The 15236-nt window shown below is 56.7% G+C and carries 11 protein-coding genes; all 11 read left to right on the plus strand.

From position 1 onward, the window contains the following. The first annotated feature begins 686 nt into the window (after positions 1 to 686). The 11 genes from ACFFSY_RS13145 (at position 687) to ACFFSY_RS13195 (ending at position 15154) form a co-directional block, all read left to right on the plus strand. Entirely contained in the window at positions 687 to 1514 is an 828-nt protein-coding gene (locus ACFFSY_RS13145) for a uroporphyrinogen-III synthase (protein WP_377494555.1), read from the plus strand. Between the two features lie 20 nt (positions 1515 to 1534). Beyond that, the gene (gene cobA / locus ACFFSY_RS13150) at positions 1535 to 2293 is read left to right on the plus strand and encodes a uroporphyrinogen-III C-methyltransferase (RefSeq protein ID WP_377494557.1); all 759 of its coding nucleotides are present in this window, start codon (positions 1535 to 1537) and stop codon (positions 2291 to 2293) included. A gap of 559 nt (positions 2294 to 2852) precedes the next feature. After that, positions 2853 to 4535 carry a peptide ABC transporter substrate-binding protein gene (locus ACFFSY_RS13155; protein WP_377494559.1) on the plus strand — a complete coding sequence of 561 codons (1683 nt, stop codon included), beginning with the start codon at positions 2853 to 2855 and terminating at the stop codon, positions 4533 to 4535. Positions 4536 to 4647: 112 nt separating this feature from the next. Next, complete coding sequence (locus ACFFSY_RS13160; RefSeq protein WP_377494561.1) at positions 4648 to 5577, plus strand: ABC transporter permease; 930 nt, start codon at positions 4648 to 4650, stop codon at positions 5575 to 5577. Positions 5578 to 5581: 4 nt separating this feature from the next. Next, entirely contained in the window at positions 5582 to 6526 is a 945-nt protein-coding gene (locus tag ACFFSY_RS13165; protein WP_377494563.1) for an ABC transporter permease, read from the plus strand. Between the two features lie 14 nt (positions 6527 to 6540). After that, a complete protein-coding gene (locus ACFFSY_RS13170) occupies positions 6541 to 7524 on the plus strand; it encodes an ABC transporter ATP-binding protein (RefSeq protein ID WP_377494565.1) in 984 nt (327 codons plus the stop codon). 18 nt (positions 7525 to 7542) lie between these two features. After that, positions 7543 to 8508, plus strand: a complete 966-nt coding sequence (locus ACFFSY_RS13175) for an ABC transporter ATP-binding protein (protein WP_377494567.1) — start codon at positions 7543 to 7545, stop codon at positions 8506 to 8508. A gap of 179 nt (positions 8509 to 8687) precedes the next feature. Further along, positions 8688 to 9512: an alpha/beta hydrolase family protein gene (locus ACFFSY_RS13180; RefSeq protein ID WP_377494569.1), complete on the plus strand. Its 825-nt coding sequence runs from the start codon at positions 8688 to 8690 to the stop codon at positions 9510 to 9512. A 157-nt stretch (positions 9513 to 9669) separates the two neighbouring features. Beyond that, positions 9670 to 10170 carry a GNAT family N-acetyltransferase gene (locus tag ACFFSY_RS13185; RefSeq protein ID WP_377494571.1) on the plus strand — a complete coding sequence of 167 codons (501 nt, stop codon included), beginning with the start codon at positions 9670 to 9672 and terminating at the stop codon, positions 10168 to 10170. Positions 10171 to 10324: 154 nt separating this feature from the next. Continuing rightward, positions 10325 to 11770: a beta-N-acetylhexosaminidase gene (gene nagZ, locus ACFFSY_RS13190; RefSeq protein ID WP_377494573.1), complete on the plus strand. Its 1446-nt coding sequence runs from the start codon at positions 10325 to 10327 to the stop codon at positions 11768 to 11770. Between the two features lie 273 nt (positions 11771 to 12043). Continuing rightward, complete coding sequence (locus ACFFSY_RS13195) at positions 12044 to 15154, plus strand: PAS domain-containing protein (RefSeq protein WP_377494575.1); 3111 nt, start codon at positions 12044 to 12046, stop codon at positions 15152 to 15154. The last annotated feature ends 82 nt before the right edge of the window (positions 15155 to 15236 follow it).

The following is a 15236-nucleotide window of genomic DNA, read 5'->3' on the forward strand; positions in this document are numbered from 1 at the left end:
TTGCCGGACGGCTTTGCACAGCGTTGTGCGAAGCTCGATTCATTTCATCTGAATCACATCGTTGTGTTCATAGTTGAATTATAGGTGTGCTAAAACGACATGTCAACTATTCTCACATAATTTTTTGTGGAAATATTCTAATGATTATCGCCCGTGGAGGATGACTGGGGAGATTGATTGTTGAATATTCATAAAAAAGCGAAGGTTTTCGGTAAGCATCAGCAGAATTTCACAATAACTTTGCTGGAATAGACGGATTGAGTATGGATAATCAGGGTAGACAGGCTTAAGAAAAGCAGCGATGTTGTCATGAAAGATAACGTAACAGGCTTGAAATTAATGAAAAATAACGATGGAAAGCCGTTTATGTGAATAGTTCACAATGAAAACACGGGCGTATCATGTTAATATTGTTGACATGTCATAAAGGCGGGCTTATACTCAGATTAATTGAGGGGCAATCGTCCATGCAGGGCGGTACGGGCTGGCTTAATACCTATTTGCGTATAAGAAAAATTGATAGCCGCGCTTCTTGCCTGCCTAAGATTCAGGTGCAATAATGGGGTCACTGGAGCGAGCGTTTGATATGAGTGCATAACAGAGATATATCTTGGGGTCGTTGGTACGCGGGCGGCTTGCCGTCTGCCGGCCAGGCGATGATCGAGATGGATGAGGAGGGGCTTCCAATGTCCAAGCTGGATGGGGTGACGATCGCCGTCACCGGACCGCGCAAGGCAGATGAGATTAGCCGGATGATCGAGAAGTTTGGCGGGCGCGCGGTGATCAGGCCGACGCAGGGTACGGTCTTCCTGGATGATACCCGGATCGAAGGGCAGTTGGAACGATTGATCGACCAGCCGCCCGATTGGCTTATTTTGACGACGGGCGTGGGAACGGAAGCGCTGCTGCAGGCGGCCGAGGGGCTGGGCAAGCGGGATGCATTCGTTGGTATGCTCGGCAGAACGCGAATAGCCGCACGGGGGTACAAGACGGTGAACGTGCTGAGGAAGCTGGGGCTGGCGCCGCTGGTCAAGGATGATGACGGAACGACGGCGGGGCTGCTGCGCGGAATGGAGCCGTATGATCTGACGGGCGCATCGGTTGCGCTGCAATTATATGGTGATCCTGCTCCGAAGATTATCGGTCAGCTGATCGAACGCGGGGCAAACTGCGAGGAGATTCTACCCTATCGCCATATCCCGCCTGAAGGTGATGGCGTTCAAGCCTTTATTGAAGAGATTATATCGGGCGGCGTCGACGCGGTTGCGGCCACCAGCACCCCGCAGGTCCGTTATTTGATGCAGAAGGCGGGTGAGCTGGGGCGGCTTGAAGCGGTGAAGGCGGCTTTCGAGGGCCCGGTGCTGGCTGTGGCTGTCGGCAAAGTAACGGCGGAAGCATTCGTGGAGGAAGGTATCTTGAGGGTGCTCTATCCGGAGGAAGAACGAATGGGCAGCATGGTTGTCGCGATGAGCAAACATTTCGGTCGACAGGCATCCGAGGAATCGGCTGGCTAAAGCGGCAAGGGGGAAGCGTCATGTTCGGAAAAGTATACCTGACGGGAGCGGGACCGGGTGATCCTAAGCTCATCACGATTCGGGGACTGGAGACGATCCGCGAGGCCGACGTGATCATTTACGATCGGCTCATCGCGGAGGACTTGCTGAAGGAAGCTCGGGCTGACGCGGAGCTGCTTTACGTAGGCAAAGCATCAGGCCACCATACCCTTAAGCAGGAAGCGATCAACGCGCTCATTGCCGACCGCGCCATGCGGGGGTTGACCGTGACTCGGTTGAAAGGCGGCGATCCGTTCGTGTTCGGCCGCGGCGGCGAGGAGGCTCTTCATCTGGTGGAGCTCGGCATTGAATTCGAAGTGGTGCCGGGCATCTCTTCCAGTATCGCCGCGCCGGCTTATGCGGGCATTCCGGTCACCCACCGGACGCTCGCCGCGTCGTTCGCGGTCATTACCGGTCACGAGTCCGCCGAGAAGGAACGGGCGAGCGTGGACTGGTCTTGGGCAGCCGGCGCGGAGACGCTGGTCATTCTTATGGGGCTCTCGGCGCTTCCGCAGATCGTGGAGCGCCTCATGGCGCACGGCAAGCCGGGAGAGACGCCAATCGCGTTAATCCATAGCGGTACGCGCAAAGCGCAGCAGGTTGTGGTCAGTACGCTGGCTGCCGTCACGAACGACCCGGAAGCGAAGGCGCTGAAGAGTCCGGTCGCGATCGTCGTCGGTCCGGTCGTCCATATGCGCGATCAGCTGGCCTGGCGTAAGGTGGAGGCGGCGATCGGTTGAGGTTTGCGTAGGTATTAGAGTTATGATTTCGAACAAACACGGTTCTCGTAGAGGGCCGTGTTTGTTGTTTTTTATTTCTTGTGGCGTTGGGGCATATATAAAGGGACGGATTGTCAAACTTGGATACAAGGGGTGAGGTGCTCATGCGATAAAACACATAATTATTCACTGCATCGTATAACTTTACGAAAATCCGCCTTGAAATTACAAACTGTGACAAAAATCAGAGACAAAATTAACAGTTAATACCAATAATAATCTGATAATTATTAACTTTCTGTTACTTTGGGGCTAATTACTAAAAAAAATATATTGCTCTCAGTTGGACGAAAGTGTAATATATATCAGTAAGCGTTTGCAGTTAATTCGCACAATTTAGTGGTATAAAATGTCAGTTCTGTCTATCATAAGGCAGAAAAAACCTGACATAGCAATGACATATTAATCCATTAAATGGGATTTTAGGTCGAAAGAAATGAGAATTTCTGAGATTCTATTGTCATATCTATGTAAGGCTGATATAATTCCACGTATAACTCGTGAGAGAGGTGTAAGGTTGATGAAAGCAAAGCTAACACTGCTGCTCGTACTCGTTGTAGCAACGGTTGCTATCTTGTCCGGTTGCGGTAACAACAACGGCGGCAACGCTGGCGGCAACACTGCCGGCGGCAACGCAGGCGAAGCAAGCAACAGCGGGGGCGCTGACCAAGTATTCCGCATGAACCTGGGCGCGGAGCCGCCAACGCTTGATCCAGCTCTGATGCAGGACCAAGTATCGTCGACGGTTATGTCCGGTCTGTTCGAAGGTTTGACTCGCATGGAGAACGGCGAAGCCGTTAACGCTATGGCGGAAGATATCCAAGTAAGCGAAGATGGTCTGAAGTACACGTTCAAGATCCGTCCGGACGCAAAATGGTCCAACGGCGACGCGGTAACCGCGCACGACTTCGAGTACTCCTGGAAGCGTACGCTGGATCCGAACCTGAACCCACCAGCTCCATACGCTTACCAACTGTACTACATCAAGAACGCAGAAGAATATAACACGAACAAAGGTGCGACGGTCGATCAAGTCGGCGTCAAAGCGATCGACGACTCGACGCTTGAAGTCGAACTGAAGAACCCGACGCCTTACTTCAAAAGCCTGCTTTCCTTCTACACGTACTATCCGGTGAACAAAGCTGTCGTATCGGCTAATCCGGCTTGGGCGGCAGAAGCGGCTACTTATGTATCCAATGGTCCTTTCAAACTCGCTTCGTGGTCGCACAGCGACTCCATCGATCTGGTGCCGTTCGAGAACTACTACGGCAAAGGCGACATCAAGCTTTCGAAAGTACACTTCGTTATGATCTCCGACGCTAGCACGGAGTCCAACATGTACGATACGGAAGAACTCGACTGGTCCGGTAAGCCGACTGGCGCTATCCCGGTTGAGCAGCTCGCTATGCTGATTCAAGAGAAGAACCCTGAGCTGGTATCCCAGCCTCAGGCGAGCACGTACTACTACAACTTCAACAACACGAAGAAGCCTTTCAACAACGTGAAGGTTCGTAAGGCACTTGCTATGGCGATCGACCGTAAGGCGATCGTCGAGAAAGTCACCAAAGGCAACGAAGTGCCGGCATTCGGCTTCGTGCCGCCGGGCATCCACGGCGTAAACGGCGACTTCCGCGACGAAGTCACGACAGAATACTTCAAAGAAGATCCGGTTGAAGCGAAGAAGCTTCTGGCCGAAGGTCTTGCTGAAGAAGGCATGACGGCTATGCCGCAATTCGAACTGTCCTACAATGAAGGCGGCGTGCACAAGCCGGTAGCCGAAGCAATCGCTGACATGTGGAACAAGAACCTTGGCATTACGGTTAAGACTCAAACGGTAGAGTGGAAAGTCTTCCTGCAAAACCGTACTTCCCTTGCTTACGACGTGGCACGCGCTGGTTGGGGCGCCGACTACAACGATCCGATGACGTACATCGACATGTGGATCACGGGCGGCGGCAACAACGACACGGGCTTCAGCAATGCGGAGTATGACAAGCTCGTTAAAGAAGCTTACGCGAATAGCGACCAGAAGACTCGCGTAGACGCAATGGCGAAAGCCGAGAAAATCCTGATCGGCGACAACATGGCGATCATGCCAATCTTCTACTCGTCCGTCAATACGCTGGTTAAGCCTTACGTGAAGAACGTAACGATTGACTACAAAGGCGATATCGACTACACGAGAGCTTACATCGAGAAATAAATAGAAGGAACCGATCCTTCTTCGAACAAGTTAGTGGAAATACGTAGGTGACGTCGTATGACATTGCCTACGTATTTCTACGTTTCATAATCTGAATGGGAGGTGGTGGATCATGTTCCGTTATGTGCTAAGAAAGTCGGTCAATATCGTACTTTCGCTGTTCGTCCTGGCTACGGCAACATTCTTCCTCATGAAGGCGATTCCGGGAGACCCGTTCATGCAGGAGAAGAACGTTCCGGCGGCCGTGCGCGAGAACTTGATCAGATATTATGGGTTTGATAAGCCGCTCTGGCATCAATACCTCATTTACTTGAAGAACCTGCTTCATCTAGACTTAGGGATGTCCATGAGACAACAGTACCAGAGCGTCGTCGACATTATTTCACGTTCGTTCAAATACTCCATGCAGCTCGGTCTTGTCGCAATCGTCGTTTCGGTTATCGTCGGTATCGCAGTCGGCCTGATCGCCGCGCTGTACAACCGCAAGCTGATCGACCGCATTATCATGCTGTTTGCAACGATCGGCATCGCCGTGCCGAACTTTGTATTGGCGACAATGGCGCAGTATTACTTTGCGAACAAGCTTCGCTGGTTCCACGTAGCCGGTTTACATGGCCCAATGGATTACGTCCTGCCGACGCTGGCGCTTTCCGTGCTTCCGATTGCCTTTATCGCGCGATTGACCCGTTCGACGATGATCGAGGTGTTATCCGCGGACTATATCCGCACCGCGAAGGCCAAAGGTCTTGGCTCGCTGACGATTCTGATCCGCCATGCGCTGCGCAACGGTCTGCTTCCGGTCGTGTCGTACGTGGGTCCAATGACGGCCAATATTATTACCGGTTCCGTCGTCGTCGAATCTATTTTTGGAATCGCCGGCCTTGGGAAATTTTTCACAGACAGCGTCTCGAACCGCGATTATACGCTGATTATGGGCATTACGCTGTTCTACGCCGCCATTCTTATGTTATCTCGTTTCATAACGGATATCGCTTACGCTCTAATTGATCCGCGCATTAAAATTTCCAAAAAAGGAGGCTGAGGCCATGCAAACGACAAACATGGATGCGAACAAAGGGAACATCGATCCCGCCAAATTCGCCAAACTCGAGAAAAAGCCCAAGGACGTCGTCGAGTCCGGTTCCAAGAGTCGCTCTGCTGGTCAAGAGATTCTGTACCGCCTCTACACGAACAGCTGGGCAATGGTTTCATTAGGAATTTTGGTCATTATTATATTTTTCGCGGTTTTCGGTCCGGGTATGACCGAGCACAACTATTACTCCAACAACTTGGATTCTCAGAACCTCGGTCCATCCAGCGAACACTGGTTTGGCACGGATGGTCTTGGGCGCGATATTTGGGCCCGCGCTTGGATGGGAGCGAGAATCTCGCTTACCGTCGGTCTCGTTGCCGCATTGGCGGATTTGCTGATTGGCGTTTTGATGGGCGGCATGATGGGGTATTTCGGCGGCAAGGTCGACGAAGTCCTTAACCGCTTCTCCGAAGTCCTCTATGCGATTCCTTACCTGCTGGTCGTTATTCTGGTCAGCGTCGTCATGGGATCTAACATGTGGACAATCATTTTGGCGATGACAATAACCGGATGGATCAACATGTCGTGGATCGTCCGTGGACAAATTATGCAGCTTAAAAATCAGGAGTACGTGCTTGCGGCCCGTTCGATGGGCGCTGGCGGATTTCATATCGTGCTCCGCCATCTGATTCCGAATTCCCTGGGCCCGATCATCGTGACGTTGACGCTGTCGGTACCGTCGGCGATCTTCGCCGAAGCATTCCTTAGCTTCCTCGGCCTTGGCGTGCAATCGCCGGCCGCATCGTGGGGCGTTATGATCAACGATGCGATGAAGACGTGGAAGTACTTCCCGTGGCAGCTGCTCTTCCCGGCAGGCTTGCTCACGATTACGATGCTTGCGTTTAACATTTTCGGCGACGGCCTGCGCGATGCATTCGATCCGAAAATGAAGGTGTAACGGAGGTGACGGACATGAGTAAACAAGATACGGTATTATCCGTGAAAGACCTCGAGGTCGTGTTCAACACCCGCGGGGGCATCGTTCAAGCGGTCCGCAACGTCACGTTCGATCTAAAGCGCGGCGAAGCGCTTGCGATCGTCGGCGAATCCGGCTCCGGCAAGAGCGTCTCGGCCCAGACGATCATGCGTCTGATTCCGACCCCGCCCGGCAAGATCAAGAGCGGCTCGATCGTCTTTAACGGACAAGACATCTTGAAGATGTCGGAGAGGGAGATGGAGGCGGTTCGCGGCAAGGAGATCGGGATGATCTTCCAGGACCCGATGACCTCGCTGAACCCGACGATCACGATCGGCAAGCAAATTACCGAGGTGCTTATCAAGCACCAGAAGATGAATAGACAGCAAGCGAAGGAACGCGCGATCGAGATGCTGCGCCTGGTCGGTCTGCCGAACCCGGAGCAGCGCTTCTCGCAGTATCCGCACGAATTCTCCGGCGGCATGCGCCAGCGCGCGATGATCGCGGTCTCCTTGGCTTGCGACCCAACGCTGCTGATCGCGGACGAGCCGACAACTGCGCTCGACGTGACGATCCAAGCGCAAATTTTGGAGCTCATGAAAGATCTCCAGAAGCGTCTGGGCACGTCGATTATTATGATTACGCATGACCTTGGCATCGTAGCCGACATGTGCGACCGCGTCATCGTCATGTATGCGGGCAAAGTCGTCGAAGAAGGCACGAAAGAAGAGATTTTCAAAAATCCGAAGCATCCGTACACGCGCGGCTTGCTTCGTTCGCTCCCGCGTCTGGACCAGCCGAAGGACGAGCCGCTCATTCCGATCGACGGCACGCCGCCGAATATGATGCACCCGCCTATCGGCTGCGCGTTCTGCGACCGCTGCGGGGATGCCATGAAAATTTGCGCCGAGCAGGATGCGGAGATTGTGCGTCATAGCGACACGCACGCTTCGCGCTGCTGGCTGAACCACGTGGAATAGAAAGGAGGGCAACGCAAGATGAGCAAATCCAAGTCTGATGCACTTATCCAAATTGATGGCTTGAAGAAATATTTCAACGTCGGCGGCGGTACGCTGAAGGCGGTCAACGACTTGTCGCTGAGCATTCGCCAAGGCGAGACGCTCGGCGTCGTAGGCGAGTCCGGCTGCGGCAAATCGACCGCGGGCCGCACGATTCTCCGGTTATATGAGCCGACGGCCGGGTCCGTCATGTTCAATGGCGAGAACATCTACAAGATGAGCGGCTCCAAGCTGAAGGCGGCGCGCCGCAACATGCAGATGGTGTTCCAAGACCCGTACGCATCGCTGAACCCGCGCTGGTCCGTTGAAAGTATTATTGCCGAACCGCTGAAACTTCATAATCTGGCGGGGAGCCGCAAGGAGCTCCGCTACAAAATCGAGCAGCTGCTTGACGTCGTCGGCCTGAAGCCAGAGCATGCGGACCGTTATCCGCATGAATTCTCCGGCGGTCAGCGTCAGCGGATCGGGATCGCGCGCGCCCTCGCGGTCGATCCGAGCTTCATCGTGTGCGACGAGCCGATCTCCGCGCTCGACGTCTCGATCCAGGCGCAGGTCGTCAACCTGCTGAAGGATCTGCAGCGCGACAAAGGCCTGACGTATATGTTCATCGCGCATGACCTGGCGATGGTCAAGCATATCTCCGACCGTGTGGCGGTTATGTACTTGGGCAAGATGGTCGAGCTGGCCGACGCGGAAGAGCTGTACGCCGACGCGCGCCATCCGTACACGCAGGCGCTGCTCTCGTCGATTCCGATTCCGGATCCCGACGTGGAAGCGAAGAAAGAGCGCATCGTGCTCAAAGGCGACATTCCGAGCCCGGTCAATCCGCCGAGCGGCTGCCCGTTCCGTACGCGCTGCCCGGCTGCAACCGAGCGCTGCGCCTCCGAGGTGCCGGCGCTGCGCGAAGTGAAGCCGAACCACTTTGCGGCTTGCCATTACGCGTAAGTTGAATCGAGAAGTCTAGTCCATTAAGACGCCGTCCCTACCAGGGGCGGCGTTTTTGCATGATCGCGGGAATGGGCAGGTTAAGGGAATAATTCAGGATTGACGCCAACACGCTCGCGTGGTATCTTTAATACCAAGTAATTTGGTGTGAATTATTGGAATAAGGTGGTGCGGATGAAATGAATCATTCCATTACGATTCAAAGCGGCGATGTGCAGCTCTCCGGCGTTCTGCAATATCCCGATCTTCATAGAGAAACGCGCGGCACGCGCAAATACCCGATCGTCGTCATCTGCCATGGCTTCATCGGCAATCGGATGGGCACGGACCGGCTGTTCGTCGAAGCGGCTGAGCGGCTGACAGCGCAAGGCTATCTCGTCCTTCGGTTCGACTACGGCGGGTGCGGCGAGAGCACGGGAGACTACGGCAGCGGCGGCTTGGACGTCTTAATCGACCAGACCCGGACGGTGCTCGATTACGTCTCCGGCCTTGATTTGGTCGATCTGGACCGCATCATTCTGCTTGGGCATAGCTTGGGCGGGGCGGTCGCCGTCCTGACAGCGGCCCGCGACGCGCGGGTCAAATCGCTCGTCATGTGGGCGCCTGTCGCGCATCCGTACATGGATATCCGCAACATTATCGGCACGAAGGCGATTGAGGAAATCGAGCTCACGGGCAAAAGCGATCATATGCACTATGAGCTGACGAAGCGGTTTACCGATTCGCTGGCCGAGTATCAGCCTCTAACGGAGCTGCGCGGTTATTCGGGCGATGTGCTGATCGTGCACGGCACGGCGGATACGGTCATCCCGGTCGATTATTGCTTCTTGTATCAGAAAATGTTCTGGCTGCGCAAGGAAGGCAGCTGCGACAAAGAGGTTATTTTGCAGGCGGATCACACCTTCTCTTCGAAGGCGGCGCGCGATCAGACCTTCGATATTACGCTTCGCTGGATCGACGCCTTGGGCAAACGGCGTTCGGATTGGAGCTTGTGGACGATTTAACTAGAATGCGTGCGGGCATCCCCCCATATCCCTTGTGCAGGCTGATGAAGCTGCGCAGGGGATTTTTGTGTCGCTGCACGGTTCGCGCATTGGCAGAGAGGAGAAGTGGGGCTGTTCGGGGAATAGATGATTAGCCGTTAGGAAAGGGGATATTCAGATGCAGATGGTGGAGTTCGAGGAAGAGCGTCATTTGACGAAGGTGCATGATATCTATAACTATTACGTGGCGAATACGACGATTTCGTTCCATACCGAGGCGGTCACGCGCGAGGCGATGCGGGCGAACGTGCGTAATCCGAGTCCGCGCTACAAGACGTATGTCATCGAGGTCGAAGGTGAGATCGCCGGCTACGCCTTATTCACGCAGCATAAGAACAAGCAGGCGTACGACGTCACCGCGGAAGTGACGGTCTATCTGGCGCCTGAGCAGGTGGGCAAGCGCATCGGGCCCGCCGCCGTCGCGTTCCTTGAAGAAGAAGCGCGCCGAATCGGCTTCCATACGCTGGTGGCGACGATCTGCACGGAGAATGAGCGCAGCATCCGGTTGTTCGAGCGGCTTGGCTACGAGAAATGCGCGCATTTCCGGGAAATCGGGTACAAGTTCGGACGCTGGCTCGACATTGCGAGCTATCAGAAGGTGCTGGGCAAGGAGGCGTGAGCCGCACGACCAAAGCGGAGGTAAGCAACTTTTGGGAGACGTTCTTCGTCCACATACATACAGGCGAAGGCTTCGGCCGAGCGGCGGCACGTATGAACGAAAGGCCGCATCGCCGACAATGAAGCTAACGATGAGGACGGGAGCGATGCCGAACATGCGCGAACGAATGAGAAGAACGGCGGCTGCAGCCTCGGCGCTGCTGCTGGCGTCGGCTATAGCCGGATGTGCGAGTGGTGAACGGCAGGCGGGGGAGACGATCGGCAAGGGCACGAATGAAGCGGTTCATGCAACGAATGGGACGGCTGACAGCAACGAGCAGGGCGCGGCGCAGCCAGGGACGGATACGGGCGGCCAGCCGTCGGCGGATGCGGGCGGAGCAGCGCAGGACGGAGCGTCGAACCAAGCGGCGACCAACGTTGGACCTGGCGATGGTCCGGCGCCGAATTCCTCTGGCGTGTCTCCAGGTGCCGCCGAGGCTGCGTCTGAGGGCAATCTGGCGGATACGGCGCTGCTGCGGCAGATTGCCGAGATGACGCTGGCGGAGCGCATCGGACAGCTGATCGTAGCCGGCGTGGACGGGACGGCGGCGGATGCGGGCGCGCAGCGGATGATCCGGGAGCAGCATGTGGGCGGCGTTATTTTCTACAAGGATAATCTGGCTTCGGCGGAGAGCGTCATCCGATACGTCAATCAGCTGAAGGCGTGGAATGCCGGCGGCGCTGCGCCTCTCCTGCTGTCGGTCGATCAAGAGGGCGGGAAAGTAAGTCGGCTGCCGGAGCTCAAGAAGCTCCCCAATGCCCGTGTCATAGGCGATGCGGGAGATGCGCGTCTAGCAGAGGATGTCGGCGAGATTCTGGCGCGCGCGTGTGCCCAGCTCGGACTGAACGTCGACTTCGCGCCTGTACTCGATATCAACAGCAACCCGGCGAATCCGGTGATTGGCGCGCGCGCGTTCGGCAGCGGCGAGAAGGTCGTGACGGAGATGGGACTCGCGACCATGAAAGGCATACGCTCGCAGGGCGTCATTCCCGTCGTGAAGCATTTTCCGGGACATGGCGACACGGCGGTCGACTCGCATCTGGATTTGCCTGTGGTGAATAAAGGACTGGACGAGCTAAAGGCCTTCGAGTGGAAGCCGTTCGAGGCGGCGATTCGAGAAGGTGCCGGGGCGGTCATGGTCGCGCATATTCTGTTCCCCAAGGTCGATCCGGACTATCCGGCTTCGTTGTCGAAGACGATCGTCACCGATCAGCTGCGCGGAATGCTCGGCTTCAAGGGGGTCGTCATCACCGACGATCTGACGATGGGCGCGATCGCCGACCACTACGGGATGGGCGAAGCGGCCGTACTGTCCGTGAAGGCCGGCGCGGATCTGGTGCTGATCGCCCATAAGTATGGCAACGTCGATAAGGCGATCGCCGCGATCACGGCGAGCGTCAAGCGGGGCGAGCTGACGGAAGCCCGGCTGAACGAGAGCGTGCTGCGGGTGCTGCGGCTGAAGTCGGCGGGGAAGCTTAGCGACGAGGCGATCGGGAAGCCGCAGCTTGCGCCCGTGAACGAAGCGATCGCGGAGGTGCTCGCGCAGGCAACTTCAGGGTAAGTGTCATGGTTCAACGGAAGAAGGATAGAGAGGGAGATTGGCTGCTCACGGACCGGAAGGGGTGAGCGGTCCTTTTCTTGTTGCTTGCCGAAGGGAACCGAGCGCGCGGCGATCCGGCCGGGACGAAGCCATATATTTCAACGGCGGATTTAGTAGGAAAATGTCAAGCCTTGTCGAATAAGTCAAGAGCGCCGCGAGAAGCGTGCCTTGCAGCAGCTTAGGGGCTGCTTAAGGAGAAGCTGCGCCAGACTGGATAGATCGGAGCCTAACACCATGAATCGGCTGATTAACCGGCGTTCGCGTCCGAATACATTGGGAAGTAAATTTCGCAGGCAGACCATGCTGCTCGTCCTGTCGGTCGCCATCACGTGCCTGGCGGTTTTTTCTTATATCGAATATGACCATCATAAAGAAAAAGCGCTCGACCAGTTGAACCAAACGGTCATGCTGGAGCAGGCGTTCATCGAGAAGTGGCTCGCCGAACGTATGGTGGATATCCATATTCTCGCCCATGCCCGATCGGCCCGATCGTTAGATGAGAACGCGATGCGCGCGGATATTCAGCAGGTGCTGGCCGGGCATAAGGAATTCAGTTATATCACGTATGTGAACAAAGACGGCATCGGCGACATGCATGGCCAAACGACGAATTTGACCGACCGCGAGTATTATCAGGAGGGCAAGCTGCTGAAGGAGACGATCTCCGGCACGCTGGTGTCCAAATACAACGGCAAGCCCGTGATCATTTTCGCCTCGCCGATTACGGATGCGAACAGTGCATTCGCCGGCCTGATCACCGGCGCGGTCGAATTGGCCACGATCGAAGGACTAATGAAACAATTCCAATACGGCGCGGACAGCGAGTCGTATTTGATCGCGCTGGACGGGACGATGATCACCGGCACGCGCGTTGCCCATGGCGAGGCGATGGAGACGCCGTTGACGAGGGCGGCCACGATAGGGAATACGCTTGCCGAGTCCTATTCGAATTACCGCGGGAGCGAGGTCTACGGGGCGTATGCATGGGTCAACAACGGACGGTGGCTGATCGTCGCGGAGACAGGCACCGAGGTTGTCTTGAAGTCGATCTACGCGCAGCTGCTCATGACGGCGCTCATCATTCTGCTGGCGCTTCTAGCCGCCGCTTATATTTCTACTCGCATGGCCGCGCATCTGAGCCGGCCTATCGAGGAACTGCTGCGCGGCGTCCGCGGCATTCAGAACGGTCAGTACGGCTATCGGATCGACGCCGGCGCGATGAAAGATTCCACCGTCGAGCTGGACGAGCTGCTGCAGGTGTATAACGGCATGTCGGCCGCGCTCGGGCAGACGGTCGAGAAGCTGCAGGTCGAGCAGGCGTTCGCGGATTCCGTGCTGAACACGGCCGCTTCGTTCATTATCGTGCTCGATCACGAAGGGCGGGTCGTCCGGTTCAACCAAGCCTGCGAGACGCTGAGCGGTCACACGGCGGACGAGGTCCGGGGCCGGCCCCTTCACGAGCTGCAGTCGCTGCCGAAAGAACGGGAGGATATCCGTCTGCACATGGAGCAAATGGCGCGCACGGGAGAGATTATCCCGCATTTCGAGCAGCGGTGGGAAGCATGGGACGGACGCATCCATTGGGTGGCGTGGTCGAACGCGACGATGAAGGACGCCTCCGGACGCGTGCGGTTCGTGATCACCACGGGCATCGATATTACCGAGCAGCGTCGCGCGCAGCGCGAGCTGGCCAAGAACGAAGAACGGTTCCGCTCGATTGTCAACTCCATCGACGAGACCATTGCGATCTTCGACGAAGACATGCGGGTGAGCGGCATGTTCGGCCGTACGGTTCAAGAACTGCGCAGTCCGGTCGAGTCCTACCTGGGCAAAACCTTGGACGAACTCCTGCCCAGCGAGGCGGCGGAACCGCATAAGGAAGCGCTTCGCCGGGCTCTCGAGGGCGAGCCATCCGTGCAAGAATGGTCGATGCCGACGGCAGGCAGGGGGATGCGCTATTACATTACCTCTTACTCGCCGTTCATCCAGACGGACGGTCGCGTGACCGGCATCGTCTCGGTCAGCCGCGAGGTGACCGAATTCAAACGGGTTCAGGAGGCGTACGGAAAGTCGGAGGCGTGGCTGAAAAACATTCTGGAGAGCATCACCGACACGTTCGCGGTCGTCGACCGGGATTGGCGCTTCACGTACGTCAATCAGGAGGCCGAACGCTATCTGGGGCGCACGGCCGAGCAGCTGACCGGGCAGGTGTTATGGGAGCTTTATCCGGGCATCGCGGATTCGACCTTCGGCGCGGCTTACCGCAAAGCGATGGCCGAGCAGGTCAAAGTGTCGTTTGAGGAATATTCGGCGTTGTTCGGCGCCTGGTTCGAAGCGAATATTTATCCGTCCAAAGAAGGGCTTACCGTCTACCTGCGCAACGTCAACGAGCGCAAGGCGCTGGAGCAGACGGTGGAGGAGGCCAAGGACCGGCTCGATACGATCATCGGAACGGTCCCTAACGGCATTCTCGTGTTCAACGAAACCGGCGCCATTACGCTGGCGAACCATATGGCCGAGCAAATGCTGGGCATTCAGGTCGGAGGCGGTGCGGAGGCGGCGAGCTTCTGTCTGTGGAACTTGGCCGATCGCGGAGGCGTCCGGTTCGGCGAGGAGGGACCGCCGTTCCTGCGCGTCATGCGCGACGGCAAGCCGATGAACAACCTGGAGCTGACCATTCACCATGGCGAGAAGGGGCCGATCATCGTCTCCTGCAATGCGGCCCCGTTCAAGAACAAGGAAGGCGAAGTGAACGGCGTGCTCGTCTCCTTAACGGACATCACGAAGCGGGTGAACAGCGAGACGGAGCTGCAGAAGGCGAATGATTCGCTCGTGCGTCTCTCCTCGATGGACGGGCTGACGGGCGTATATAACCGCCGGTACTTCGATGCCCAGACGGAGACGGAGTGGGCCAAGCGGGGCGCGGCGGAGAGCGGATTCGCAATCGCGCTGCTGGATATCGACTGTTTCAAAATGTACAACGATAACTACGGCCATCAAGGCGGCGATGCGGTGCTCAAGCGAGTGGCACAGCTCGTGGAGGACATGCTGGCCGTACCGGGCGGCTTCGTCGCCCGGTACGGCGGCGAGGAGTTCGCTTGCGTCATGCCGGGGGCGACGGAGCATCAAGCGCTCGAGCAGGCCGAAGCGATCCGCGCCCGCGTGGAAGCCTCCCGCATTCCGCATGCCAAATCGACGGTCAGCCGGTATGTCACGGTGAGCATGGGCGTTGCCGCAGGAGAAGCGGAGAGCTGGACAGAGCTCGTGGCGGCTGCTGACCTGGCGTTGTACGAAGCCAAGCGCACGCGCAACAGCGTCGCGGCGGGCGGAGCGCACGGTTTGTAGGCGAATGCCGCCGTAAGCAAGAAGAGGAAGACCCTGAAGTACGGCGGATCGCCGCGTGCTTCAGGGTCTTCCTTGCGCGGGT

Source organism: Paenibacillus aurantiacus, from assembly GCF_042431225.1.
Taxonomy (GTDB): domain Bacteria; phylum Bacillota; class Bacilli; order Paenibacillales; family Paenibacillaceae; genus Paenibacillus_Z; species Paenibacillus_Z aurantiacus.

What these genes read in the sequence shown, in the direction of transcription:
- ACFFSY_RS13145 (WP_377494555.1), top strand. Translation starts at nt 687, where the DNA reads ATGTCCAAGCTGGATGGGGTGACGATCGCCGTCACCGGACCGCGCAAG.
- cobA (WP_377494557.1), top strand. Translation starts at nt 1,535, where the DNA reads ATGTTCGGAAAAGTATACCTGACGGGAGCGGGACCGGGTGATCCTAAG.
- ACFFSY_RS13155 (WP_377494559.1), top strand. Translation starts at nt 2,853, where the DNA reads ATGAAAGCAAAGCTAACACTGCTGCTCGTACTCGTTGTAGCAACGGTT.
- ACFFSY_RS13160 (WP_377494561.1), top strand. Translation starts at nt 4,648, where the DNA reads ATGTTCCGTTATGTGCTAAGAAAGTCGGTCAATATCGTACTTTCGCTG.
- ACFFSY_RS13165 (WP_377494563.1), top strand. Translation starts at nt 5,582, where the DNA reads ATGCAAACGACAAACATGGATGCGAACAAAGGGAACATCGATCCCGCC.
- ACFFSY_RS13170 (WP_377494565.1), top strand. Translation starts at nt 6,541, where the DNA reads ATGAGTAAACAAGATACGGTATTATCCGTGAAAGACCTCGAGGTCGTG.
- ACFFSY_RS13175 (WP_377494567.1), top strand. Translation starts at nt 7,543, where the DNA reads ATGAGCAAATCCAAGTCTGATGCACTTATCCAAATTGATGGCTTGAAG.
- ACFFSY_RS13180 (WP_377494569.1), top strand. Translation starts at nt 8,688, where the DNA reads ATGAATCATTCCATTACGATTCAAAGCGGCGATGTGCAGCTCTCCGGC.
- ACFFSY_RS13185 (WP_377494571.1), top strand. Translation starts at nt 9,670, where the DNA reads ATGCAGATGGTGGAGTTCGAGGAAGAGCGTCATTTGACGAAGGTGCAT.
- nagZ (WP_377494573.1), top strand. Translation starts at nt 10,325, where the DNA reads ATGCGCGAACGAATGAGAAGAACGGCGGCTGCAGCCTCGGCGCTGCTG.
- ACFFSY_RS13195 (WP_377494575.1), top strand. Translation starts at nt 12,044, where the DNA reads ATGAATCGGCTGATTAACCGGCGTTCGCGTCCGAATACATTGGGAAGT.